Origin of the sequence: Flectobacillus major DSM 103 (genome assembly GCF_000427405.1) — a bacterium.
Lineage (GTDB): Bacteria > Bacteroidota > Bacteroidia > Cytophagales > Spirosomataceae > Flectobacillus > Flectobacillus major.
Map to the genome: position 1 here is coordinate 1,289,660 of NZ_KE386491.1, position 25,469 is coordinate 1,315,128.

Here is a 25,469-nt window from a genome sequence, read left to right on the forward strand (position 1 = left end):
ACTGACCCGATATTTTATAGAGAGTACATGAAGAGGGTTTGCCAGACTCAAATTTCTTCAAAAGCTTAGCAAATTACGATTACTGTAAATTTGTGATCTTTTTAAAATAAACTTTAAGTGAAAAATATTACGTTTTTAAACGTTTAATCTGTACATATAGTCAAAACAAAAATGTAAAGTCATGCTAACCATTTCAAAAAATCAGCAAAAATTTATTGATTTATTCATACTTGATACATATCATTCATTTTCAGATGAAGAACAGCTTGAACTTGACGATAGTGAAGATGCAGGGGAGAGTAAAATAATCAAACGATAATTAGAAAGTTTTCATAAGCTTAACTTTTCTGAGGAATTACATTATTTAATGAAATCTTGGAATTGGGACGATGGTAATGAAATCCCGACTTTGGTATTAAACCATTCAAAATGCGATTATGGAACGGCTTTAATGGTTTATTGGATGTGTGACCCCGACTACTATTTAGAACATGAGGCTAAAAACAATATTCCTGATTATCAACAAGAGGATTTTGAATTATTGAAAACAATAGAGAATCGATTGCTTAATGGATATTTTATGATTTCAAAAATCAAATTTGACCCAGCTTCTTATGCTTCCGAAAGAGGGCTAGGACATTCTTTGATTCCCAGAGAATTAAAAAAGCCATCAAATGGAGAAGAGTTTGAAAACTTGATAACATTCTCGCTTTTTTAATTTTTTGCTTAACCTACATTGTAAGCAGTATCAGCTTTTAAGTGGTTACACGCTGAATATTCCTACTTGTCAGGACTATTTTTTAGCCTCACTTTCAAATTGTTTGCCAATATTGGCATAATGTTCCGAATTATTTCTTTATTACTTTTCAGGTCTAGGGCTGAGCTTGTGGCTTAAAAACTAGGTTTCCGAAAAATTTTGCTTGTATAGTTTGATTTTGCAGGTTTCATCCAAATATATATTTACTTTGTACTAATATTATGGAGATAAAAACATTTGATACCGACCAAGAAATTCTTACATCGCTTGCTGCAAGTGATGCAAGAGCCTTTGATTTTTTGTATCAAAAGTTTTTTTCAAAATTGTACGCTGCAGCTTATAAACGATTACAAAATCGAGAACTGACCGAAGAAGTCATTCAAGATTTGTTTATTTCCTTGTGGGAACGCAGAAAAAAACTTGAAATCAATACGACTATCGAAGCCTATCTGTTTTCTTCGGTCAAGTATTTAGTCATTGCACAGTACAAAAAGAACAACTTGTTTGAACAGTACTCAAATACCATTTTTCCTGCCGAGGATAGTAATTTTACCGAGCAAATGGTTGCTTTTGATGAATTAAATGAAGCTTATCAACAAGCCTTACAAGCTTTACCTGAAAGATGCAGAGAAATATTTTTGATGAAAAGAACGGGACTATCGCAAAAAGAAATCTCTGAGCGTTTAGACATTTCAGAGAAAACCGTTGAAAACCAAATGACTAAAGCCTTAAAAATTTTGAGAGAAGCCTTGAGCGATTATACAGCTCTTTCTATTTTTTTAATACCTGTATTGCATTAACTTCAAATAGATAAAGCGATTATGTTTTATTGAAAATGTCCCCAAACAAGCTCAAAAGGCTTGTTTTTTGTTTTTTAGCCAACTGATATTTCTCACTTGATTCATAGAAGAAAAATTATTCTTAAAAAAATATTATTTCTGCATAGGGGAAAAAGGTGTGTTGTTTCACTTAGTATTTGAAAGCAAGAATAAAATGAGAATAAACCAAGAAATAATAGAACGTTACTTGAGCGACGAAGCCTCTGAGGGCGAAAGATTCTTTGTTGAAAGATGGTACGCTTCGTTTGAAAATAAACCTGACGGCTTGAGTGATTTAACCGAAGAAGAGCGAGCCGAACTTAAAAATAAAATCAAGGAGGCAATCCAAGAGCAAATTAAACACAAGGAAAAATACCATCCTCCTCGTTGGGTTTGGGCAGTGGCAAGTATGGCGGCTGTATTGGTGATTGTAGTTGGGCTATCGTTTTATTTCCTGCCAAATGACAAGGAAAAAATCAGTAAAATCAAATCGGATATTCCAATTTCCGATTGGGCAAAGTATGAAAACTCTTCTGCTAAAATTCTCAAAGTTGTTTTACCCGATGGAAGTATCGTTTTATTACAGCCCAAAACTCAATTGAGCTACAATCAATCAGACCGACTGTACAGACAAGTAAACCTAAAGGGAGAAGCTTTTTTTGATGTTAAACGAGATGAAACTCGTCCATTTTTGATTTACTCAGGCAAAATGACAACCACCGTTTTAGGTACTAGCTTCAACGTAAAGGCTTACCCAAAAATGGAAACTTTTGAGGTGTCGGTCGTTACAGGAAAAGTATCAGTGAAAAATGAAACAGAAAAAGAGATTATTCTACTACCGAAGCAACAAGTTGTGTTAGAAACCAAAACAGATGAAATGCAAGTAAATGTTTTGCCACCAGATAAAACCTTTTATTGGGAATTGTCATCGCTACAATTTGACGATACCAATATGGAAGATGTCGTAAAAAGCATTGAACACAATTTTAATGTACAGATTGAGCTATCACCAAAACTCCAAAAATGCCGTTTGAGCGGAAATTTTGATAACGTACATCTCTCTACGATTCTTGAAGTCATTTGCCGTTCCATAGAAGCGGAGTACGTAATTGATGGGCAAAATATTTCCCTGAAAGGAAACGGATGTCCATAACCTAGCAAACAACAAATCTATAAAAACCCCTACTGCACTCAAATCAACTTGAGTGAGCTGGGAAAACTATGTCCCAAAAAAAATTAAACAATCTAAATTTAATTAACCAATGAAAAAAATTTTAGCTTTAAAGCATAAGATGCTAACCATTATGAAAATTACGATTAGTCAATGTTTTTTATTTGCTATCTTTTCGGTGATTGCTTTAGGTACTCCGAGCAAAGCCCAGCAAATTCTTAGCAGAGAAGTATCTATCAAACTAACAAATGCAAGCTTAAAGACTGTTTTAGTAGAAATAGAAAAACAGTCGGGCGTACGTTTTGTGTATAGCAATAATACGATTCAACTTGATAAGGATGTAAGTATAGAGGTCAACCGTGAGGCCTTACATTCAGTTTTACCTAAACTTCTTTTCCCTAATCAGATTCGTTATGAAGTGGTAGAAGAGCAAATTATTTTGAAGAAAAACAAAGAACAAGCCAATGTTTTTCCCAGTGAAAAAGAAGTGGTGGTGGAAGACGAAAAAGTATCAGGCAAAATTAGCAGTGAAAAAGGCGAAGCGTTAGTGGGCGTAAGTATTTTGGTAAAAGGCACAGCAAGAGGTACTGTTACCGATGCTGAAGGAAAGTTTAGTATTGTTGCCAATGAGGGAGATGTACTTGTGTTTTCCTTTATTGGATATAAAAAAGAAGAAATCAAAGTTAGTGCCAAACAAGTAATCGCCCTGACATTGAAAGAAGATAATGCACAATTGAGTGAAGTTGTAGTCATTGGTTCACGCTCTACGGTGGCTCGTACCAATGTTGAACGTCCCGTTCCCGTAGATGTGATTAGTGCCAAAGAATTGCAATCGACTGGGCAAACAGAATTGTCGCAACAAGTACAATTTATGTCACCTTCGTTCAATTCAGCCAAAAATGGTATCAATGGCGTTGCCAATTATGCCGACCCTGCATCTTTAAAAGGCTTATCTCCCGACCAAATGTTGGTACTCATCGACGGCAAAAGACATCACCAGTTTGCGGCACTCAACAACAACGTAACCGTTGGGAAAGGAACAGTCGTAACAGATTTAAACGCAGTACCTTCTTTGGCTTTGGAAAGAATGGAAATTTTACGAGATGGTGCCGCAGCACAATACGGCTCAGATGCCATTGCAGGTATTGCCAATTTGGTCTTGAAAAAATCTGTAAACAATGGTACAGCACAAATCCAGTATGGCGTTACTGGCGAAGGGGACGGCGGAGGCTATTCTGTGGGTTTAAACTACGGTTTTGCTTTAGGAAAAAGAGCCTCATTAAATATTACGGGTAATTATCAGGATGTAGCAGGAACAGACCGCTCAGACCCTTACAATCCTCAACCCGTCGCTGGCGGAGCTTATACGGGGATTTATACCAATGTAAAAGCAACGGATGAAGCAGCTTTAAAATCAAGAGGATATTGGGGCAATGGTACTTATGGTTCGTTTCGCCCAACAGCTTATGGAAGTAATGCCATGAAATCGGGACAAGTATTTTATAACCTCGATATTCCTTTAAAAACTGATTGGACGCTGTATTCTTTTGGTGGGTTTTCTCAGAAAGATGTATTTGCTCGTGCTTTTCTTCGTACAGCTTTGCCCACAAGTGCTACGTCTAATGTTGATTTGTATCCCGATGGTTATGTGCCAGAACTGCCCGGTACTTCGGTCGATTACTCTTCTTTTGTAGGCATAAAACGCAAAACTTTTACAGGTTGGAATTGGGATTTTAGTACAGGTTATGGTAGAAACTATTTAGACCAATCGGCTAAAAACTCTTCAAATGCTTCGATGGGGGCGGCTTCTCCCAAAGATTTTTATATCGGTAGAATTTCTTTTGGACAAAGTTTGACCGAAATCAACGCTTCTAAAACGGTGCTGGGTTTATGGAATACCAAATCTGTCAACTTTGCTTTTGGAGCACAATACCGAGTTGATAATTTTGCACTTAGTGCAGGTGATGAAGCATCGTACTTAGTTGGGCCATTAGCCGCTACCAAAAACAAAACGCCTGGTTCTCAAGGAAGGGTAGGGATTGATAAAACAGATGCGAAAAGCGTAAATCGTTCAAATATTGGGGTGTATGCCGATGTAGAAAGTGATATTACCAATCGTTTGTTGGTTGCTGCTGCTTTACGCTATGAAAATTATAGTGATTTTGGTAGTAATATTTCTGGAAAATTGGCTTCAAGATTGAAAATTACAGAAGCATTTTCAATCAGAGGTTCGATTAACAAAGGTTTCAGAGCACCGCTATTGCAACAAATTGCCAATGCTGCTACAACCTCTACGGTGCAGAATGGAATTATTAGAAGTACCAAACAATTGCCTTCTGACGACTCACGCTTAAAACAAATTGGCATTGAAGACCCCAAACCAGAAACTTCTTGGAACTATAATTTAGGTCTTACGGCTACTTTGGGCAAAAATCTTTTATTGACAATTGATGCTTATCAAATAGATATTTCTGATAGAATTATCATTACCGAAAACCTAAATGTAAACAATATTACCGCTTTAAAGAACCTGTTTCCTAATTTTCAAGAAATCACGTTTTTTACCAACGCCATCAACACAGGAACAAAAGGGATAGATGTAGTAGCTTCATACAAACAAAACATTGGTGCTAAAAGTAAGTTTACCGCCAGTGTTGCCCTTACGGTCAATAAAACAGAAATTACCAACATCAAAGCAACGCCTACGGCTTTGCAACAAGATACCAAAGCAACAGTGGTGCTAATTGACACGGTAAGTAGAGCTTTGATTGAAACCAGTCAGCCACATAGCAAAGTATTGGTATCGTTGGGCTATCAAGTAGGAAAATGGAACATCAACTTTAGAAGTTCATATTTCGGAGAAGTGACAGCTTGGGAAAAACCATCTGGACAAAACCACCGCAGCCAAACTTTTGGTGGTAAAAACCTTTTCGATGCCTCGGTTGTCTATAATTTCAACAAGCATTTAAGCCTTACTTTGGGAGGAAACAATTTTACCAATGTGTATCCAGATAAAGTGTTTAGCAATTACGCTTCGTATGCCAACGGGCAAGTACCATATACCAGAAATGCGAATCAGTTTGGATTCAACGGTGCATATTATTATGGTAGCTTAACGATTAGGCTTTAAAAATTGTAGTTTAGACAAAATTCAAAATTTGTCTAAACTACCAACTCATCACTCACCATTCGCAACTTTAACTTACCGAGTACAACTAATATATAAATATTTATCATTTGACTAATCTATTATTACTTTTTATCTGCCTAACCATTGGCGTGCTCCTCAGAAGGCTGAAAAGTTTTTCTGAGGATGCTCCAACCGTTTTAAACACCATTATTATTTATGTTTGCTTACCAGCCATTACACTTCTAAATACTACCGAAATTCATTTTAGTAGCAATTTATTCTTACCGATTTTAATGCCTTATCTTATTTATGCGGGTGCTTTTGTGTTTTTTAACCTGATAGCACCTTTGATAAATATAGATTCAAATACCAAGGGAGCATTGATTTTGACGGCAGGCATCAGCAGTATTTCATTTGTCGGTTTTCCGATTTTCGAGGTGCTTTTTGGCAAAGAAGGTTTACAAACGGGTATTTTAATGAGCCAAGCAGGTTCTTTTGTGGTGTGCGGAACATTGGGGATTTTTACGGCATCTTATTACTCTTCGGCCGATTTTTCGATGAAAGCCGTTGTGTTGAATATTTTTAAGTTTCCTCCCTTTTTGGCTTTTTGTGTAGCAATAATCTTAAATATTTCAAATTGGCATTTTCCTTTATGGAGTCAACAGCTTTTAGATAAAATCGGAAATCCTTTTGGCTTTTTAGCTTTACTCTCTATTGGTTTACAAATCAATTTTCAGAAAAAACAATTAGACTTGAATGCTCTTTTTTATGGGTTGTTATACAAATTAATTTTGGCTCCTCTTATCATTTTTTTAGTTTATATCATCATTCTGGGCGAATACACGCCTTTGGGAAAGCTTTGTGTAATTGGAGCAACGTTAGGTTCGATGAATACCGCCACTATTGTAGCAATAACTTATAAGCTCAATCCAACTTTAGCCATACAAATGGTCAGTATAAGCATCCCACTATCGTTGATTAATGTCGCTATTTGGTATGGACTAATGCTTTATTTTTAATCACTCAATTTCTAATTGTAATAATCATTGTCAAACAATAGATAATTTCCATGAAAAAAATATTTCAAAACTTAACTTTTTGGGTACTTACCGCAATAACAGTTGGGGTCTTGCTGGGGCATTTTGCTCCTGCCATTGCCTTGCAACCTATTTTAGAAAAGCCAATCAAATTCAGTTTATATTTATCTGAATTTGAAATCAAAACCACCTTTAGCGAGTTTCTGAGCAGTATTTTTATCAGTATTGTCAAAATCTTCATTTGTCCTATCATTTTTATCACCATCATGTTGGGGATTATCTCGATGGGCGATTTGAAAAAAGTAGGCAAAGTAGGAGCGAAGGCTCTTTTGTATTTTGAGGTCGTAACAACACTAGCTCTTTTTGTAGGTATTATAACGGCCAATATTATTCGTCCTGGCGATGGTGTGGTGACTTCTGAAATTAAAGGCGGTGACATTTCTAAATATACCAAATCGGCAGAGGCTTTTAGTTGGTTGAAATTCCTTTTGGATAACGCTACCTTACAAGTGCTGATTGTCGCTATTATTTTGGGGGTGGCTTTTAGTAATTACTCAAAACGCAGTGACATTGTAGCTTTTTTGCAACCCATTTCTAAAAAAATATTTTGGGCTTTGCACAAAGTAATGCTTTTTGCTCCAGTCGGTGCTTTTGGCGGCATGGCATTTACCATTGCCAAGTACGGCGTGCATACGCTTTTACCTTTGGGAAAACTGATGGTAACGGTTTACAGTACTATGGCGATATTTGTTTTTGTGGTATTGTACTTTATTCTCAGGATGTACAAAATTAATCTTTTGAAATTCTTGAAATACATTCGTGAAGAGCTTTTGATTGTGTTGGGTACTTCTTCGTCTGAGGCAGCTTTACCTTCTTTGATGGAGAAATTAGAAAAAATGGGGTGCTCAAAGTCCGTTGTGGGCTTGGTCGTTCCTGCAGGTTATTCCTTTAATTTAGACGGTACGACCATTTATTTATCGATGGCGGTACTTTTTTTAGCACAAGTATTTAATGTTCACTTAGATTTGCAACAAATCTTAACGATAATCGGTATTCTTATGATTACTTCAAAAGGTGCGGCTGGTGTTACAGGAAGCGGTTTTATCGTTTTGGCGTCTACACTTTCGGCAGTAAAAGTTATACCTGTGGAAGGGCTAGCCTTACTTTTGGGTGTCGATAGATTTATGTCGGAAGCAAGAGCCATCACCAATTTTATCGGAAATGGTGTAGCAACAATATGGTTAGCCAACAATGAAGGCGAATTTGACCGTGAACAAATGGAAAAAGTGTTTTGAGTTAAGAATTTTTTATAAACCGTAGCGGCAATCCCTTGCGGTTGCCTTTGGTATTGTAATGATTTTCTGGGGCAGTAACCGTAAAGGATTGCCGCTACGAGATATTTATTTTACGAAAATAAAATTACAAACTGGTATATATCAATAAATTATTGATAATCAATTTCTAAAAGGCAATCCCTTGCGGTTGCCGTTGGTATTGTAAAGATTTTCTGATGCGGTAACCGTAAAGGATTGCCGCTACGAACAGACCAATATATTCTTGCGTGCTTGGTCGGTATTAGTTCGATAATATTTTATTTTGAAATGTTTCGACGATGGTTTTTCTAATCGAAGAACTATCTTTATTTTTCGTCGGGTCTCAATACTCAACGATTGCCTTAGCTTATCAAATACTTAGCTTACAGTTTTGAAAACCAATCATTGTTGTACCAATCATTATGAGTCATCAATCCTCGATTAGAAAACAAGATGCTTTAGATTATCACGCTAAAGGTCGCCCAGGCAAGATTGCCGTTATCCCTACCAAAGAAACCGAAACGCAAAGAGACCTTTCTTTAGCATATTCTCCGGGTGTAGCAGAGCCATGTTTGGCTATTGCCGCAAACCGTGAAGATGTTTATAAATATACAGCAAAAGGAAACTTGGTAGCTGTAATTTCAAACGGAACAGCCGTGTTAGGACTCGGAAATATCGGGGCAGAAGCTTCAAAACCTGTGATGGAAGGGAAAGGCGTTTTGTTTAAAATTTTTGCGGATATTGATGTTTTTGATATTGAATTAAACACCGAAGACCCCGAAGAAATTATCCGTACTGTAAAAATCTTAGAACCAACTTTTGGTGGCGTAAACCTCGAAGATATTAAATCGCCAGAGTGTTTCGAGATTGAAGAAAGATTAAGAAAAGACCTTCATATTCCTATCATGCACGACGACCAACACGGTACGGCCATCATTTCGGCAGCGGCTTTGTTGAACGCCTTGGAATTGGTAGGCAAACGCATCGAAGAATGTAAATTTACCATTTCGGGTGCTGGTGCTGCCGCTCTTTCTTGTGCCAAGTTATACTTAGGTTTGGGTGCGAAAGTAGAAAATGTATTGATGTTCGATAAAGACGGTTTGGTATCGAAACAAAGAACAGATTTGAACAAGTACGTTCAGCCTTTTGCCACCGACCGCACAGATATTCACAACCTCAAAGAAGCGATGGTTGGAGCAGATGTATTTTTAGGTTTATCGGTTGGTAATATCGTTTCACAAGAAATGATTAAGTCGATGGCGAAAGATGCTATCGTTTTTGCGATGGCAAACCCAACGCCTGAAATTTCGTATGAAGATGCCGTAGCCGCTCGTGAAGATATTATTATGGCGACTGGTCGCTCGGATTATCCCAACCAAGTAAATAACGTATTGGGTTTTCCCTACATTTTTAGAGGAGCGTTGGACGTGCGTGCTATCGAAATCGACGAAACCATGAAACTGGCAGCCGCAAAAGCCTTGGCAGAATTAGCGAAGAAACCAGTGCCAGACATCGTAAACTTGGCTTATAACGAAAAGAACCTTTCGTTCGGAAGAAATTATATTATTCCAAAACCCGTTGACCCACGTTTAATTACTACCGTAGCTCCTGCAGTGGCACGTGCGGCAATGGGAGCAGGTTTGGCACAAAAACCTATTACCGATTGGGACGCTTACGAATTGGAACTAAGCAAACGTTTGGGCTTGGATAATCAATTGATGAAGTACATTTTCAACCGTGCAAAACGTGCTCCGAAACGGGTAGTTTTTGCTGATGCCGAAAATTTAAAGGTATTAAAATCTGTTCAGCAATCGAAAGACGAAGGTATTTGTATTCCGATTTTGTTGGGCGATAAAAATAAAATCAGAAGAATTATCGAAGAAAATAACCTTGATTTGAACGAAGTACAAATCATTGATACTCGTGCGGCTGAAAACCTTGAACGTTTGAAAGAGTACGGCGATATTTTCTTCAACAAAAGAAAACGTAAAGGTTACAATCAGTACGAAGCCCATAAACAAATGCAAGTACGCAGTTACTTCGCTTCGATGATGGTAGAAACGGGCGATGCCGACTGCGTGATTTCAGGTCTTACTCGTAATTATCCAGATGCTATTCGTCCAGCTTTACAGATTATTGGTCGTGAAGATGGCGTGAAGAAAGTAGCGGGTATGTACATTTTATTGACGAAAAAAGGCCCAGTATTTTTCTCAGATACAACTGTGAATTTCAACCCAACCGTTGAAGACATTGTTGAAATTACAGAATTAACTGCCAAAGCCGTTGAGCGTTTCAACTTGAAACCAAGAATTGCTTTATTGACCTACTCAAACTTTGGCACAGCCAATGGAGAAGATGCCGTAAAAATGCGTGAAGCGACGGCTATTTTACAGAAAAAACATCCAGAAATGATTGTAGAAGGTGAAATGCAAGCACACTTAGCCTTTGATAATGAGTTGATTAAAGAAAATTATCCATTCTCTAAATTAGCGGAAGAAGGAGCAAATACCTTAATTTTCCCTAACCTTTCTGCTGCCAATATTGCTTGTAATTTATTGAAAGAAACCAGTGATATAGAGTACATCGGGCCAATCCTTTTAGGATTACGTAAACCTGTACACGTATTACAATTAGGTTCATCAGTACGCGAGATCGTAAACATGGTAGCCATTGCTGTGGTTGAGGCACAAGGGTAAATAATTATCAAAATTGAGAGGAAGCGTTATGTATCTTAATATTTTTTAACGAAAGCCCACTTTTCGATGTAATGACTATATTTCTTGTAGGGAATTTTTAGTAATTCGTATAATTGAATAGCTTCTACTTGATTGCACATGATTACTTGAGATTGAAGTCAAAAATAAATTCAGTATTATACGATAAAGCGTTTACGTATAGTAGTTATAGTAAAGCCTAATTATACAGAGTAAGATTGTATAATTAGGCTTCACGAAAGTACCACTTCAAAAGAAGTGGTGCTTTTTGTTTGTAATGTTACCTCCAGTTGTGCAGAGTAGTTACTTCTACAAAGTTCTATTAGATGAAATAGATGTATTCTAATAGCATTTGAGGAAACTGTAGTTTAAGGGATTAACTAATTGTTATTCAGTATATTATTTTTAATATCTACTTTTTAATTCTTTATTTATAGCACTGACCTGCTTATAACAAATAATCAAAATGGGGACAAAAGCAAATGGAACAGCAAGGAAAGGAGTAACCCCATCATTGATTGTCTGAAATATAGTAATAATAAACAGCCCAATCAAAGCTCCTGCCAATACTCCTGTACTAAGCGTTATCGTTTTTTTCTTTTTAATTAAGTCTTCTGTCGAAAGCTCGCTAAAATTCTCTTTTGTCATTTTTTTTCTATTTTAACTGTAGTTGTTTTTTATGTTTATTACCACTAGCCACAGCCGCCACTTATTGGATAGGTGTTGCTGCCGTTCTATTATGAATACAAAACGGTGTTTGTCCCAATTTACTACTTAATGTTATTGAGGAAGGATTTAAGCGGTTCACCCAGTTGGCTGTTGAGTAAATAATTGATGTCGGCTTCAACTCCTTCCAATTGCGAAGTATCACTTTGCCATTGTAAAATGTCGTCTTTTGAATTGAGAAATGAATTGTCATCTCCTATAATTTCGTCTTCGTTAAAATGGGTCAATGAGTGACGAACATTGTTGATACCTACCTTTATTATATCGCCAATTCTCTCTTTCATGTGTTCAAACCAATATGATTGATAATGCCAAAAAGCAGACTGCAAAATAATATCCTCTTGGCTGTCTCTTAGCAGGTTGGCAAAGTCAGATAAAAACTGAATATATTTGATGAAACCCCATAAAGCACTATTCAAGGGATGATTGTTACTACTGTCTAACTTATATTTGATACTATTCCTGTCAGAAAGAATATTCCAAAAGTCGACTATTGAGTAGCCGTCTGTCCAACCATCATCAAAAAACCAAAGAAGCTGGTCGATATCCTCATCGTTTTTTACTATTTGATTTAACATGAGAAACCTGTCAAACAAAGACGCAGAATTACTCAGGCTATCACGAAAAAAATATTTTTCGTTTCCATTTTTTGAAACCTGTCGTAATAAAAGTTGCGGTAACGTAAGTGGATAATATTCTGTAAAATACTTATTTACAAACGGATTATGTAAGATAAAATCAATTTCTTTTTCGGTTTCCAGAGGGAGTGGGTTAGGAAAATAATTGGCGATAAGTCCAATTTCTAGAATGCTAAAATAGTCAATTAGAAAATCTATGTTGTCTCGTTCTTCAACTTCAAAAGAGGACTCAATCGGACTGTCCATGTGATTCCTAAGTAAAATTTGTAAACTGACAAACTCATTGTTTTTAATAAGAGTATTTAAAGTTCTAAAACCTTTTGCAGCAGCCCCCTTTTTACGATACTGCTCTATAATAACCTCAAGGTTGATGTCTCTGTTGTCCATGGTAGAATAATTATAAAGCGTTAATTACGATTTGATAAGGGTCAAGATAATCTGCTTTTGGCTTACAAACAGAGGTATGTGATTTGTTATTAATCAAAATGGCAACGGGGTCGCTACAAAATGGCTCATTATGCACTACGATTTCATCATTTGCCCAAACAACCTTATGGGCAATGGTGAACTGTCCTTTGTTTTGATTTAAGTAACTTTGTGTGTCTGCAATTAGGTTGAGAATTGTTTGAGATGTTGGCTGTAAATCATCCAAAACAGGAATAGCAATAAAGCCTAAACCTGCAAGAATCCTCCCAACTGTCGGAAGACTTTCAGTAACTAACTTTTGAATTCGTGCTCCTTTGTGTGCTGGAGCAAACAAAACCATTCTACAGTTTGCAAGCCAAGGCTTATTTTCAGTCTTTGCGTTTAACAACGCCCTGCGAACAATCACAGCCCCTAATGAATGAGCTACTACAACTATTCTCCGATACTTGAAATCATCAGATACGTGGCCTCTCCTGTATCCAAGTCTGTTGGGACTGTTCTCACAAACAAAAGTTAAGAGGCTATATAACGTAATGGCATTATTGTTGGCTTGTCCTTTTAGGCTGTCATAACCATAAAAAATAACATCAGAGTTTCTAAAGTCATTATTTTTTCTAATTAAGTCAGGAAACTCATCCCATGTTCCTGTTGCTTCACCATTAAATCCGTGAACAAAAATTACCAAACTATTAGGGGTGTCAAGTGTCAGAAAAGCGGATGAGTTCTTTCCATATTGGGTAAAAATTGGCGGTGTGTGGCTCATTTATTTTTATTTTTTGACTGTTTGTTCAATAATCTATAGCATACTAGGCTTGGTATTTGGGCAGGTTTCGGAGTACAAAACTGCCAACCAACACTCAACTTGATACCAAGAACAAAGCTTTATTTAAGCACCGAACCTGCCTTTGGACAAACATATTTTAAAAATTAACCGTCCATATCAATTTTGTCTGTTGAGACTATTGGGCTTAAAACTGTTTGTCCAAATTGTGATATTCAATTTTTGCCATATAAGGAAAATAAGGTAAGATTTCTATAAGTTGCTTTGTTTTTGCCTCATCTACATTTTGAAATATTAAGACAGCATCTTTTTTGGTCACTGATATAAAAAAGCTTTCTAAAATATTTTCTTGTTTCCATTGATTTACGAACTCCATTTCCTTTTTTGGCAATTCAGGAGTTGATTTTATAGTATCAATTCCGCTGTCTGATAGAGTGATTAAAACTAATATTCTGTTCATATTATCTTGATTTAAAGTTGTTCTGCAAAGTTAAAATTATACGGTGTGTCCATGGATAAGAAGCTGGAATTTGAAATACAAAAGTTCAGTATTTATCATCTGCCCAATAGTATTTCAAATACTTAATAGCTTATATCAGCCAGTTTTTCATAAATACAATAAGCCTATTGCACAACTCAAATATATAGAAATAAAAATAGATTATCATACTGTTGAGGGGCATAAATTTCAATCGGGGTAATTGCCTAATAATAAGTTCTTTAAAGGTGTGTAAGGACATAAAAATTATTTTGTCTAGTCGACTTTGATAGCTTGATAAGTCCAGATAATTTCTATCGAAAACTCAATAAAGTATTTGATTTATCGCTAAATCAGTGCCTATCAGATAACCATTTAATCATAATAGGAATACTTATAGCTTTTATGAATATGAAGCGAGTGAAAACACGAGGTATTGAAGGTGCAAACAAACCTATAACTTATCGAAATATTTACTTTTTAATAAGAAAACCAAACTGCATTTTTGAGTCTTCACAAGCCTGTTTTTATGATATTCAAACTAAAAAAACAAACCTCCTTTAAATCACTTTAAAAGAGGTTTGTTTTTTAGTTTTCAAGAGTATTTTTAGAAAAAATGCGTTGTGCAACCTACCAATGTAGCGTGATGTGCTTTTATATTTCAAATCTTATATCACACACTTTTGGGATATTCTTATTTTGCAAACTAGCTGCTAACCTAGCATACTATGCTTAGACAATGCCATATTACAAGAATATCTTTTTACAGTAGTCTTATGCAAGACTTTGTCCTATCAGTAGGTGGGTGCTTAGTACAACTCTGTTCCACAGATTGATGGTAATTACAGCCGTTATAATATCTGCAATTTGAGTTTCGCTAAAAAATTGTAAGGCGTTTAAATAGGTTTCGTCAGATAATCCATTTTGATGGATTAAGGTTATCTCTTCCGTTATTGCCAACACCACTTTTTCTTCTTCCGTAAAAATACCCTCGGCTTCTCTCCAGGCATTCAGTAAAAAAATACGCTGATTTGTTTCGCCATTTTTAATTGCGTCTTGCGTGTGAATATTGATACAATATGCACAACCGTTGACTTGTGAAGCACGAATCTTGATAAGTTCTTTGGTCGACTTAGATATGGAACATTTTGAAAGATAGGTTTCTAAACCAATCATCGCTTTTAGTGCATTTGGGGCAGCATCCTTAATGTTTAATCGTTTTTGCATTGTATTATTCTTTTAAAATTGTTCAAGGCAAAATTGGAGAATAAGAAAATGAAAAAACTTAAACTAGTTTAAGAAAGAAGCCTCTTGCGGATTTCGCTTAAATATTCGGGAGTGAATCCCAGATATGAAGCGATTAAGTATTGAGGAACACGTTGCACAAATTCAGGATAATTGTTAATGGCTTGGAAATAAAATTCTTCTTTTGAAAATGAAAAAAGAAATTTGATACGCTTTTGAGCTGCTGCATAAGCCCGCTGGTAAACGAAACGGAAATAGCGTTCCATTATCGGAAATTCCTCTAATAGCCTTTCCTGTTTCTCATGTGTGATATAAAGTATCATAGATTTTTCTACAGCCTGAATATAAAATTCTGTAGAGACTTGACGTTCGTAGGCAAAGTTATCGGTAAGCCACCAGGTTTCTATGGCAAATTCGGTGGTTTGTTCAATGCCTTTTTCGTTGATATAAAATTTTCGCAACAAGCCGTTCAAAACAAAATAATGATGTCTGCAAAGCTGTCCTTCCTCTAATAGGTTTTCTTTTTTAGCTACCTCTTTCGTGTCAAAGAATTTTTTGATTTCTTCAAATTCATCGTCAGAGACTTGTGCGAATTTGGCTATATGTTTTTTAAATATATCCAACATTTGTATTAAAAGAGTTTTTGGTTTTTAGATTGTAGGTAACGGATAGGGCTTTGTAACGAGTGGACTCCCAAGCACAAATACCCAATTTATTATTAAAGTTCATTAGATGCACAACGCTCAAGGTTTGGACGTCAACCCGCCTGAAGCAAAACTCGTGTGCCTATTGCAAAACTCAAATATATAGAAATAAAAATAGAGATTCATCGAGCATCGACCCTTTAATTTAGACTTGGGGAATCTCCTGAAAATATGTATATTAAAGATATGTGAGGGTGTAAAACTTGTTTTGACAAGTCAATATTGATAGCTTGGTAAGCCAGATTCAATAAAGTATTTGATTTATCGCTAAATCAGTGCCTATCAGATAACCGTTTAATCATAATAAGAACACTTATAGCTTTTATGAATATGAAGCGAGTGGTGCCTATAATCGTAGTAATTAGATTAAATATCAAAGATTTTATTTACGGATAAGTCTTAACGTTTCATTCAAAAAAACTTTAATATCATCCAAAAGATGCCTATGGATGCAGTTTACACCCCTATTTTGCAGTTGACAAGAAACTTGTTCTTGCCAAACAACGATTGTAGTTCATTTGTGGTATAAACACTTAAATTTACAACCATGAAAAAATTACGCTACTTATTAGTCTTTCTTATTTGGGGAACAACTTGTTTTTCTCAAGACTCAGAAAAACTTCCTGCAAAACCTTGGGAGGAGATTGTCGAAATAAATTATAATTTTCCGAAAATAACCAAATGGGAAACCAATATTTATGTTAGTTTAGTAGGAAAATACACAAAAGAAGATTCGATAATCATCGGTAATGTTTTGAGAAAATTAGATGCGTTAACAGAAACAATTTCAATTCAATTTTCAAAATCAGAGAAATCAAATTTTAAAATTAATGTTTTAAATACTGTTGTCAAAGATGGCAATAATTATACAACTGGTATTTTTGGGCCTCAAAAACCAAGACAAGGATATACAAGCTGCGAGCTTTATATTTATAGAATTGAGGATATAACGACGGATTTAGAAATTAAAAAATCTTGGGAATCCCGAATAGCCAAAATGTTGGTCGGAGGTAATTTCGCTTATCCACCGATAGAAGAAAAAAGGAATAGTATTTTTAATCCAGTATATATACAGTCAAACCACACTGTTCCCTTAAATGATGAAGACATAGCAATTATTAGAGAAGTTTATAAAAAAGGCTTTGAAGAAAGACTGGTAAAAGCAGAAAATCAATTTAAAGATATCATCTTAAAAAAGATTGATAATGCTAAAATCGAAAGTAGAGATACTTCTTTGTGGTGGGTAAAAAATCCCGTGGCTATTATATTTTTACCTACACTGATTTTTGTATTATTAGGTCTGTTTTTTATTCATAGAATTTATCAATTGGTAAGCGTTAAAATTAAGAAAGACTGGCTTCTGTTCAGTATTCTAACCATAATAGCATTGCTATTATCAGACATAATAATCGTATTCTTTATTTCTTTTTATAATTTTTTAACGATACCTGATGATTATCAAAAAGTCCCTATCATTAGATATGACACTATCAGATCAACTACTCTATCGCTGGCAATTTTATTTCCGTTTCTCTATTTGTTTCGTTTTATTGAGTTGAAAATTCAAAAAACAGTAAAAAACTTATTGGCAAAGACTGGATTAATCTTTTTATCAACGGGATTTTTGCCTTTTGGATGTTTGTTGATTTTCTTTTTTATCTTGAAAAACACACTCAATTACCAGCAAGATTATTTAGGTTTATCTCAAGTATTTTTATTCTTAATGGCAATTGCCTCACTCAGAGCATTAATAGGCTACTTTATCTTTAAGGAAAGAAACTTAATCATAGAAAATGAAACAAAGCTTGCCAATTTGAGAGAACTAAAAGCGAAAGCCGAATTAAAATCGTTACAATCTCAAATCAATCCTCATTTCTTGTATAATTCTTTAAACTCCATTGCCAGTTTAGCACCTGTAGATGCTCAGAAAACCCAAAAAATGGCTCATTCATTATCGGATTTGTTTAAATATTCTATCAATCGAAAAGATAAAAAAACAAGTACCGTTCATGATGAAGTGGAAATGGTAAAAGCGTATTTAGACATCGAGAAAATTCGTTTTGGTGAGCGTTTGCAATTTACGGTAACGGTAGATAATGATTTAGAAAACCATAAAATTCCCTTATTTTTAATTCAGCCTTTGGTAGAAAATGCCGTGAAACATGGGATTTCAAGAAATGAAGGCATTGGTAAAATTGAATTACAAATTGTGAAAGAACAAAATGAGATGAAGATTTCGGTAACTGATAATGGCCCTGATTTTCCTGAAGGTTTATTAAGTGGTCATGGCTTACAAACGGTTTTTGATTTGTTGCGACTAACCTATGGAGACAATGCCACTTTAAATTGGACAAATACGCCGCAAAAAATGATTATTATTACGATTCCAGAAACTTTGTAAAATGAATAAGAGGTATTCCACTATTGTTATTGACGATGAAGCACCAGCCAGATTAGGGTTGCTTAATTTACTAAAAGAATTTCCCGAAACGTTTGATGTTATTGACACCGCTCAAAACGGAACGGAGGCACAGCAAAAAATTGAAGCATTCAATCCTGATATTATTTTTTTAGATATTGAAATGCCTGGTTGTACTGGTTTTGAATTATTGGCACGGTTAAAAACTATACCGATGGTTGTTTTTTGTACGGCTTACGACCAGTATTCTTTAGAGGCTTTTGAAACCAATAGTATCGATTATTTGGTTAAACCCGTTAAATTAGAACGTATTGGGAAGACCGTTCAGAAATTAAAAAATTTTCATATTAAAAGTTCTTCCGATGAGTTTCTAAAAGTTTTAAAAGAGATTACCAATAGAAAAGAGCATAAAAAAATGACTTCTATTACGGTTAAAAAAAACGATAAAATCATTTTTATAAAACTAGATGATGTATCCTATTTTGAAGCGGATAGTAATTATACAAGCATCCATTCAGCAATGGGGACGTTTTTAAGTACAGAAACGATTGCAAGCTTAGAAAACAAATTGCCCGATAATTTTTTACGGATTCACAGAGGAATAATTCTTAACAAAAATTATATCAAAGAAGCCCAGAAATATTTCAACAGTAAATACATCATCTCGCTGAATGATGCTAAAAATTCAAACCTTACCTCTGGAAGAAGTTATTCAGAAAGTATAAAAACGAATCTAGGATTTTTTTGATAATGTCTATTATTGGATGAACTCTGAACGGTTTTTCCAAGTAAAGTGAGATGAAAAAGTTATATTGATTAACCAAACACCATCGTAGATTAATGGAACTAGAAAAAGTAAATCATGATTGGTTTACTTTTTTTGTTTCTCAACCACCTGAGCCTTTCACCAAACCAATTTGGACTTTTCAGAAAACCTCGACATTACGACATCTGCCTAATTTTGTATCATCATTAAAAAACACACAATCATGATAAAGACAGTATTAGTAACAGGGGCTTCGGCAGGAATTGGTAAAGCTACCGCCATTTATTTGGCACAAAACGGCTACAATGTATATGGTGCCGCTCGCAGAATAGAAAAAATGCAAGACTTAAAAAATTATGGTATTAAGCCTATTGCGCTGGATGTTACAAAAGAGGAAAGCACTCTGGCATGTGTTGAGCAAATTTTTCAAGAGGCAGGAAGCATCGATATTTTGGTAAACAATGCAGGTTTTGGCTCGTCAGGTGCTATTGAAGATGTTTCTATGGAAGATGCTCGCTTCCAATTAGAGGTAAATGTGTTTGGAGCAATGCGTTTAACGCAATTAGTTTTACCCAAAATGCGACAAAACAACTATGGAAAAGTAATCAATGTTTCGTCCATTGGTGGAAAGATAGCATTTCCAATGGCAGGCTGGTATCATGCAAGTAAGTTTGCGATTGAAGCTCTGAGCGATAGTTTGCGATTGGAAGTGAAACCATTCGGCATTGATGTAGTTGTGATTGAGCCAGGTGGCATAAAATCGGAATGGGCCGACGTTGCCAATAAGACACTAAAACGTACATCAGCCAATACTATTTATAAAGAAATGGCCGATAGTTTAGAAAAGTTGAATACAAACGGTAATTTCCCTGAACCTATTGTAATCGCCAAACTAATCAAGAAAAGTATTGAAGCTAAAAGCCCAAAAACACGGTATTCGGGAGGCTTTAATGCAAAACAAATTTTGGCTGCTCGGAAAATCGTTTCTGATAAGATACTGGATAAAATCATTATGAATCAATTTAAGGGATAAATACGATGAGAGAGTTAGTTCAGCAAAATATTGTTTTATTCTCCTCTAAAACAGGAGAATTTACCCATGACCCGTTTGTATCTGAACATTGGTTGGTCTTTATAGTATCGGGCTTTTCAGAAATATTTTCACCCGAAGGGGGCATTTCGTACCCAGCTGAAACATTAGTTTTGGTTCGGAAAAATCAATTGGTAAAAACTGTAAAAAAAACCGATGGCGAAAAACCCTTTATGTCTATTAGTATTTGTATTGACCAACAAACCTTGAAAAAATTCAGTGCTGAGTACGACATAAAAGCAGATGGCGTTTACTCGGGTGAACCCAATATCCGAATAGAAAATGATGAGTTTATGAAAGCCTATTTCAATTCGCTGATGCCGTATTTTTCCCAACCCGAAAAACTAACACCTATTTTGGCACAAATAAAAACAGCCGAAATAATTGAAATGCTGCTTCAGAAACCAGCTATGAAAAACTTTTTGTTTGATTTTAGCGAACCTCATAAAATAGATTTAGAAGAATACATGAACAGGTATTTTTCATACAATGTTCCAATTACCCAATTTGCTCAGCTTACGGGTCGCAGTATCTCTTCATTCAAGCGAGACTTTACGAAGACATTCAATGCTACACCCGAAAGGTGGCTACAAAAACGCAGGTTGGAAATGGCCTATTTTCTTATCGCTCAAAAGGACAGAAAACCATCTGATGTCTATTTGGAGGTTGGTTTTGAAAACTTGTCGCACTTTTCAACCGCTTTTAAGAAAGAGTTTGGCGTAAATGCTTCTTTATTGTAGCACAAAAACTTGGTCATTTAATAGCAAATGCTATGGTTTTGAACTTCACAACAAAGAAAAATTGAACTTCACAACAAAGTGTCATGCTGTTTTAATGGCAAACTTTGCATTGTTAATTTAAAACAATCAGCATGAACAATCAAATAGTATTAGTAACTGGAGGCACTGGTTTTGTGGGTATCCACTGCATTTTACAATTATTGCAGAAAGGCTTTTCTGTCAATACCACCATTCGCTCTTTAGCCAAAAAAGAAAGCATCATTGTAGCCCTGAAAGACGGCGGAATCGATGATTTTAGCCGTTTGTCTTTCTACGAAGCAGACCTCACAAACGATGCAGGGTGGACAGAAGCGATGACAGGGGTGAGCTACGTATTGCATGTAGCGTCGCCTTTTCCTGCCCAAAATCCAACCGATGAGAATGAACTTATTATACCAGCCCGAGACGGAGCTTTACGGGTGTTGAAGGCTGCCAAAAATGCTAGTGTAAAACGTGTGGTGCTTACGTCGTCTTTCGCTGCTGTTGGTTATAGTATCAATCCTAAAGACCATATTTTTACGGAAGATGATTGGACAGATGCCAACGTTCCGCTTCCTGCCTATATCAAATCTAAAACCCTAGCAGAAAAAGCAGCTTGGGATTTTATAGAAAACGAAGGAAAAGGCTTAGAACTAACCGTTATTAATCCAGTAGGTATTTTTGGCCCTGTAATTGGCGATATTAGTTCTGCTTCACTAGATATTGCTGTTAAGGGCATATTGAATGGAACGACAACCGAAAGTCCTAATTTTACGATGGGAGTTGTTGATGTGAGAGATGTCGCAACAATACACATTTTGGCAATGGAACATCCTAAAGCCGCTGGCGAGCGGTTTATTGCCAGTGCCGATGGTGTTATGAGTTTTTATGACGTAGCAGAATTGTTTAAAAAAGAAAGACCCGAACAAGCTGAAAACATTGCAACAATGCAACCAACAGCCCAAGATTTTTATATCGAAATGACTAATCAAAAAGCAAAAACAGTATTAGGTTGGCAACCCAAGAGCAAAGAGGAAGCCTTGCTAGCAAGTGTTGACAGCTTAAAAAAATAACTAACTTTGCCAGTATAACTAATGCAATTAAAAAATTGAAATTTAACAACATACAATCCTGTCATTTGGGCCCTGAAATATCGCCTGAACAATTCATACCCGAACATTTTTTCTTGTACTTGCTTCGAGGTTCTATGAAGGCTTTTGATGGGAAAGAAAATTATATAATGCAATCGGGCGATTATTGTATCGCCCGAAAAAATCATTTGGTTCGCTACACAAAGTTTAGAGACGAAGACAATGCTTTTGAAAAAATAATCATCACTTTCGATGAGCCTTTTTTAAAAAACTATTTGGAAAAACATCCAACATCCGTTGGCGTATTTAGCAACGATAACTCTTTTCTGTTTGTACAAGAAGATAAATTAATCAAAAACTTCATTCAGTCTTTAGAGCCATATTATAATGGTAATGACCAAATTAATCAGACTTTTGCCGATGTAAAGCGAGAAGAGTTATTGCTGATTTTATTGAAAAATGACCCTCAATTGGCAGGCGTTTTTTTTAACTTCGGTATTCCTGAAAAAATCAATTTGGAAGAATTTATGAACCGCAATTTTAGGTTCAATATTAGTCTGGAACGTTTCGCCTTTCTTACAGGCAGAAGTCTATCAACTTTTAAGCGAGATTTTCAAAAAACTTTTGGAGCTAACCCAGGAAGTTGGCTCAAGAAAAAAAGATTAGAAGAAGCCTATTTTCAAATCAGTAAACAACACCAAAAACCCAGTGATGTATATCTGGAAGTTGGTTTTGAAGATTTATCCCATTTCTCTTATGTCTTTAAGAAAGAATTTGGTTTCGCCCCAACGGAAGTATTATTAAAAAAACATAAGAGTAAGTAATAGGCTGTGCTGAAATATGATAGAGTATTTAATGAAAAAAACACGGCTTTCTGATTCAGTAGATTCATATTCCACCAAAACAGGTGTATCTGGGAACGGTTAAGATAAAACAACTTTAATCAAACGTATTTTAGGAGAATTGACACCCAACACGGGTGTTATTTACAAAGTCGATAATAAAACCGTTTATATAGACCAAGAGTATTCGTTGATTGATAACCAACTGAATGTTTATGAGCAGGCCCAGCAATTCAACATCTCTGCTTTGCAGGAATACGAAATAAAAGTCCGTTTAAATCGCTTTTTATTTACCAAAGATGACTGGGATAAGTCTTGTAGTGCCTTGAGTGGCGGCGAAAAAATGCGTTTGATACTATGCTGTCTTACCATCAAAAGCCAATCGCCCGATATTATCATTTTGGACGAACCCACAAATAATATAGATATTCAGAATGTAGAAATGCTAACGGCAACCATAAACGAATACCACGGAACGTTAATTGTAGTGTCACATGATGAGACTTTCTTAGCACAAATAAACCTAGAAAGAACCATTGAACTCTGACCAAAAATGCGATTGTCCAAAGAGTAACTATTGCCCTGATAATGGCAAGTATTATTTAATATTATTTAAGCGAGGTTGTTGATTATATTGGAGACTTAATAGAATACCCTTAGCTTGGCACGACTCCCGTATAAACTACTAAATCCGTTATAATTGCTTTTATAATTCTTACCCAATATATCTTATTAAATGGATTGGGAATGATTAGGAAAGTACGTAAATTGCAGCAATCTTGTGGCGAAATTATTAATTACTTTGAGGAGGAAATCAAACAACATAAAGAGCTTTTTGAAGTGAGATAAGTATAGTTTTTGCCTATTAGAACAATGGTAAAAGTAAGAAAACAGATTACGACATTATACAGTAAACACTTACAAAGAAAAACTTTTGTATCAATTTAGGTACATTTTCAGTATAATAAATCAATGATACGATATAAAATATCTAATATGATAACAGATAGAGCCCTGATTATTAGATATTTAAAAAGTGATGCTGTCAGAGTGGTACTTCCAAAAGAACAAGGATTGAGACTTGTCAAGTATATACTTGACAAAATACTCTCTCATATTTGTCAGAGTGGTACTTCCAAAAGAACAAGGATTGAGACGGTTGTTACCATCACTGATGTGAGCAATCAAGTTACGTCAGAGTGGTACTTCCAAAAGAACAAGGATTGAGACTGAATTTTTCCAACTTCATATTTTTCACCAATATCTGGAGTCAGAGTGGTACTTCCAAAAGAACAAGGATTGAGACTCTTGTTTTCCAGTTTCCATTGAATAAACAAATGGTTGTCAGAGTGGTACTTCCAAAAGAACAAGGATTGAGACTTCAAGACCGTTAGCGAAATAAGCGGGGGATTCTGAAGTCAGAGTGGTACTTCCAAAAGAACAAGGATTGAGACTCCTACAGGACAACCCCATTCCACATGGTAAATAGCAGTCAGAGTGGTACTTCCAAAAGAACAAGGATTGAGACCTTCTTCACGAGATTTTCTTTCTGCTGAAAGACGAATGTCTTTTGGTCAGAGTGGTACTTCCAAAAGAACAAGGATTGAGACTTATAAACACATTGTAATTTTTCCAAATAGTTTCAATCAGTCAGAGTGGTACTTCCAAAAGAACAAGGATTGAGACATGTATTTGAATTTAAAGAAGAGGGATGTTGAAATAATGGTCAGAGTGGTACTTCCAAAAGAACAAGGATTGAGACTTTTGCGATGGTTGCCACCAACCCAAAGACTTGTAACGTTGTCAGAGTGGTACTTCCAAAAGAACAAGGATTGAGACATTCTTTAATTACTTCACTATAATCTTCTAAACACTGTGTCAGAGTGGTACTTCCAAAAGAACAAGGATTGAGACTCTTCCAGTAACCTGGACTTGTAGACAGGGTAATTACATTGTCAGAGTGGTACTTCCAAAAGAACAAGGATTGAGACTTCGTGTTTCAATAGATATTGCAGTTTTTCAATATCCTTGTCAGAGTGGTACTTCCAAAAGAACAAGGATTGAGACCACATTGTAAATTTGCGGAAATTGCAAGTTTACCGCAAAGTCAGAGTGGTACTTCCAAAAGAACAAGGATTGAGACATGAATATCGATTTGTCTTCGTGAATTTTTCCAACTTCAGTCAGAGTGGTACTTCCAAAAGAACAAGGATTGAGACAGCTCTACGGTATTTATTGAGTTGCTAGAAGTAGCAACGTCAGAGTGGTACTTCCAAAAGAACAAGGATTGAGACCTTGCACTGAGATAATGACAACATCTTGTTTGCCTGTCAGAGTGGTACTTCCAAAAGAACAAGGATTGAGACTACCAGCTACTCTGGATTCATAAGACACTTTTACAATGGGTCAGAGTGGTACTTCCAAAAGAACAAGGATTGAGACTATCCTTGAGGACTTAATTGCATATCTGGATTACTACCAAGTCAGAGTGGTACTTCCAAAAGAACAAGGATTGAGACTTAAAGCCTTGTGGTAGGAGCATTACTTTAATGCCCTAAAGTCAGA

At 35.7% G+C, this 25,469-nt stretch carries 20 protein-coding genes, 1 pseudogene and 1 CRISPR repeat array (1 of these 22 cut by a window edge); of the genes and pseudogenes, 15 read left to right on the forward strand and 6 right to left on the reverse strand.

The window, feature by feature from the left end:
- Positions 1-181 precede the first annotated feature (181 nt).
- The 8 genes and pseudogenes from FLEMA_RS76910 (at position 182) to FLEMA_RS0107205 (ending at position 10,922) form a co-directional block, all read left to right on the forward strand.
- On the forward strand, positions 182-319 hold the full coding sequence (locus tag FLEMA_RS76910; protein WP_159102661.1) for a hypothetical protein: 138 nt from the start codon (positions 182-184) through the stop codon (positions 317-319).
- Positions 320-358: 39 nt separating this feature from the next.
- Positions 359-718 (forward strand): annotated as a pseudogene (locus FLEMA_RS0107175) (DUF4274 domain-containing protein); the annotation flags it as partial.
- A 260-nt stretch (positions 719-978) separates the two neighbouring features.
- Positions 979-1,557 carry an RNA polymerase sigma-70 factor gene (locus FLEMA_RS0107180; RefSeq protein ID WP_026994878.1) on the forward strand — a complete coding sequence of 193 codons (579 nt, stop codon included), beginning with the start codon at positions 979-981 and terminating at the stop codon, positions 1,555-1,557.
- A gap of 193 nt (positions 1,558-1,750) precedes the next feature.
- Entirely contained in the window at positions 1,751-2,728 is a 978-nt protein-coding gene (locus tag FLEMA_RS0107185; protein ID WP_026994879.1) for a FecR family protein, read from the forward strand.
- Positions 2,729-2,837: 109 nt separating this feature from the next.
- On the forward strand, positions 2,838-5,876 hold the full coding sequence (locus tag FLEMA_RS0107190; RefSeq protein WP_026994880.1) for a TonB-dependent receptor: 3,039 nt from the start codon (positions 2,838-2,840) through the stop codon (positions 5,874-5,876).
- A 107-nt stretch (positions 5,877-5,983) separates the two neighbouring features.
- Positions 5,984-6,895, forward strand: a complete 912-nt coding sequence (locus FLEMA_RS0107195; protein ID WP_026994881.1) for an AEC family transporter — start codon at positions 5,984-5,986, stop codon at positions 6,893-6,895.
- A gap of 50 nt (positions 6,896-6,945) precedes the next feature.
- Positions 6,946-8,208, forward strand: coding sequence for a cation:dicarboxylate symporter family transporter (locus FLEMA_RS67810; RefSeq protein WP_044171048.1), 1,263 nt, complete (start codon positions 6,946-6,948; stop codon positions 8,206-8,208).
- A gap of 440 nt (positions 8,209-8,648) precedes the next feature.
- A complete protein-coding gene (locus FLEMA_RS0107205; RefSeq protein WP_044171050.1) occupies positions 8,649-10,922 on the forward strand; it encodes an NADP-dependent malic enzyme in 2,274 nt (757 codons plus the stop codon).
- 423 nt (positions 10,923-11,345) lie between these two features.
- Here FLEMA_RS0107205 and FLEMA_RS0107210 read toward each other — a convergent pair whose 3' ends face one another.
- From FLEMA_RS0107210 to FLEMA_RS0107235, 6 genes are all read right to left on the reverse strand, one after another.
- Positions 11,346-11,588: a hypothetical protein gene (locus tag FLEMA_RS0107210; protein ID WP_026994883.1), complete on the reverse strand. Its 243-nt coding sequence runs from the start codon at positions 11,586-11,588 to the stop codon at positions 11,346-11,348.
- A gap of 122 nt (positions 11,589-11,710) precedes the next feature.
- A complete protein-coding gene (locus tag FLEMA_RS0107215) occupies positions 11,711-12,691 on the reverse strand; it encodes a hypothetical protein (RefSeq protein WP_026994884.1) in 981 nt (326 codons plus the stop codon).
- 10 nt (positions 12,692-12,701) lie between these two features.
- Positions 12,702-13,493 (reverse strand): alpha/beta hydrolase, encoded by a 792-nt coding sequence (locus FLEMA_RS0107220; RefSeq protein ID WP_026994885.1) that lies wholly within the window; start codon positions 13,491-13,493, stop codon positions 12,702-12,704.
- Positions 13,494-13,698: 205 nt separating this feature from the next.
- Positions 13,699-13,971, reverse strand: coding sequence for a hypothetical protein (locus FLEMA_RS0107225; RefSeq protein WP_026994886.1), 273 nt, complete (start codon positions 13,969-13,971; stop codon positions 13,699-13,701).
- Between the two features lie 792 nt (positions 13,972-14,763).
- A complete protein-coding gene (locus FLEMA_RS0107230; RefSeq protein ID WP_026994887.1) occupies positions 14,764-15,216 on the reverse strand; it encodes a carboxymuconolactone decarboxylase family protein in 453 nt (150 codons plus the stop codon).
- Between the two features lie 68 nt (positions 15,217-15,284).
- A complete protein-coding gene (locus tag FLEMA_RS0107235; protein ID WP_026994888.1) occupies positions 15,285-15,860 on the reverse strand; it encodes a Crp/Fnr family transcriptional regulator in 576 nt (191 codons plus the stop codon).
- Positions 15,861-16,485: 625 nt separating this feature from the next.
- Here FLEMA_RS0107235 and FLEMA_RS75975 point away from each other — a divergent pair.
- The 7 genes from FLEMA_RS75975 to FLEMA_RS0107280 all read left to right on the forward strand — a co-directional run bounded on the left by FLEMA_RS75975 (position 16,486) and on the right by FLEMA_RS0107280 (position 23,451).
- The gene (locus FLEMA_RS75975) at positions 16,486-18,339 is read left to right on the forward strand and encodes a sensor histidine kinase (protein WP_052354002.1); all 1,854 of its coding nucleotides are present in this window, start codon (positions 16,486-16,488) and stop codon (positions 18,337-18,339) included.
- A gap of 1 nt (position 18,340) precedes the next feature.
- The gene (locus FLEMA_RS0107250; RefSeq protein WP_026994889.1) at positions 18,341-19,105 is read left to right on the forward strand and encodes a LytR/AlgR family response regulator transcription factor; all 765 of its coding nucleotides are present in this window, start codon (positions 18,341-18,343) and stop codon (positions 19,103-19,105) included.
- 241 nt (positions 19,106-19,346) lie between these two features.
- Entirely contained in the window at positions 19,347-20,156 is an 810-nt protein-coding gene (locus FLEMA_RS0107260; protein WP_026994890.1) for an oxidoreductase, read from the forward strand.
- A gap of 5 nt (positions 20,157-20,161) precedes the next feature.
- Positions 20,162-20,953, forward strand: coding sequence for a helix-turn-helix domain-containing protein (locus FLEMA_RS0107265; protein WP_052354003.1), 792 nt, complete (start codon positions 20,162-20,164; stop codon positions 20,951-20,953).
- Between the two features lie 131 nt (positions 20,954-21,084).
- Entirely contained in the window at positions 21,085-22,044 is a 960-nt protein-coding gene (locus FLEMA_RS0107270; protein ID WP_026994892.1) for an SDR family oxidoreductase, read from the forward strand.
- A 35-nt stretch (positions 22,045-22,079) separates the two neighbouring features.
- Positions 22,080-22,886 carry a helix-turn-helix transcriptional regulator gene (locus FLEMA_RS0107275; protein WP_044171051.1) on the forward strand — a complete coding sequence of 269 codons (807 nt, stop codon included), beginning with the start codon at positions 22,080-22,082 and terminating at the stop codon, positions 22,884-22,886.
- 118 nt (positions 22,887-23,004) lie between these two features.
- Complete coding sequence (locus FLEMA_RS0107280) at positions 23,005-23,451, forward strand: ATP-binding cassette domain-containing protein (RefSeq protein ID WP_262486533.1); 447 nt, start codon at positions 23,005-23,007, stop codon at positions 23,449-23,451.
- A 497-nt stretch (positions 23,452-23,948) separates the two neighbouring features.
- Positions 23,949-25,469: a CRISPR direct-repeat array (repeat unit 37 nt; unit sequence GTCAGAGTGGTACTTCCAAAAGAACAAGGATTGAGAC); it runs 862 nt beyond the window's last position.

What these genes read in the sequence shown, in the direction of transcription:
- FLEMA_RS76910 (WP_159102661.1), top strand. Translation starts at nt 182, where the DNA reads ATGCTAACCATTTCAAAAAATCAGCAAAAATTTATTGATTTATTCATA.
- FLEMA_RS0107180 (WP_026994878.1), top strand. Translation starts at nt 979, where the DNA reads ATGGAGATAAAAACATTTGATACCGACCAAGAAATTCTTACATCGCTT.
- FLEMA_RS0107185 (WP_026994879.1), top strand. Translation starts at nt 1,751, where the DNA reads ATGAGAATAAACCAAGAAATAATAGAACGTTACTTGAGCGACGAAGCC.
- FLEMA_RS0107190 (WP_026994880.1), top strand. Translation starts at nt 2,838, where the DNA reads ATGAAAAAAATTTTAGCTTTAAAGCATAAGATGCTAACCATTATGAAA.
- FLEMA_RS67810 (WP_044171048.1), top strand. Translation starts at nt 6,946, where the DNA reads ATGAAAAAAATATTTCAAAACTTAACTTTTTGGGTACTTACCGCAATA.
- FLEMA_RS0107205 (WP_044171050.1), top strand. Translation starts at nt 8,649, where the DNA reads ATGAGTCATCAATCCTCGATTAGAAAACAAGATGCTTTAGATTATCAC.
- FLEMA_RS0107210 (WP_026994883.1), bottom strand. Translation starts at nt 11,588, where the DNA reads ATGACAAAAGAGAATTTTAGCGAGCTTTCGACAGAAGACTTAATTAAA.
- FLEMA_RS0107215 (WP_026994884.1), bottom strand. Translation starts at nt 12,691, where the DNA reads ATGGACAACAGAGACATCAACCTTGAGGTTATTATAGAGCAGTATCGT.
- FLEMA_RS0107220 (WP_026994885.1), bottom strand. Translation starts at nt 13,493, where the DNA reads ATGAGCCACACACCGCCAATTTTTACCCAATATGGAAAGAACTCATCC.
- FLEMA_RS0107225 (WP_026994886.1), bottom strand. Translation starts at nt 13,971, where the DNA reads ATGAACAGAATATTAGTTTTAATCACTCTATCAGACAGCGGAATTGAT.
- FLEMA_RS0107230 (WP_026994887.1), bottom strand. Translation starts at nt 15,216, where the DNA reads ATGCAAAAACGATTAAACATTAAGGATGCTGCCCCAAATGCACTAAAA.
- FLEMA_RS0107235 (WP_026994888.1), bottom strand. Translation starts at nt 15,860, where the DNA reads ATGTTGGATATATTTAAAAAACATATAGCCAAATTCGCACAAGTCTCT.
- FLEMA_RS75975 (WP_052354002.1), top strand. Translation starts at nt 16,486, where the DNA reads ATGAAAAAATTACGCTACTTATTAGTCTTTCTTATTTGGGGAACAACT.
- FLEMA_RS0107250 (WP_026994889.1), top strand. Translation starts at nt 18,341, where the DNA reads ATGAATAAGAGGTATTCCACTATTGTTATTGACGATGAAGCACCAGCC.
- FLEMA_RS0107260 (WP_026994890.1), top strand. Translation starts at nt 19,347, where the DNA reads ATGATAAAGACAGTATTAGTAACAGGGGCTTCGGCAGGAATTGGTAAA.
- FLEMA_RS0107265 (WP_052354003.1), top strand. Translation starts at nt 20,162, where the DNA reads ATGAGAGAGTTAGTTCAGCAAAATATTGTTTTATTCTCCTCTAAAACA.
- FLEMA_RS0107270 (WP_026994892.1), top strand. Translation starts at nt 21,085, where the DNA reads ATGAACAATCAAATAGTATTAGTAACTGGAGGCACTGGTTTTGTGGGT.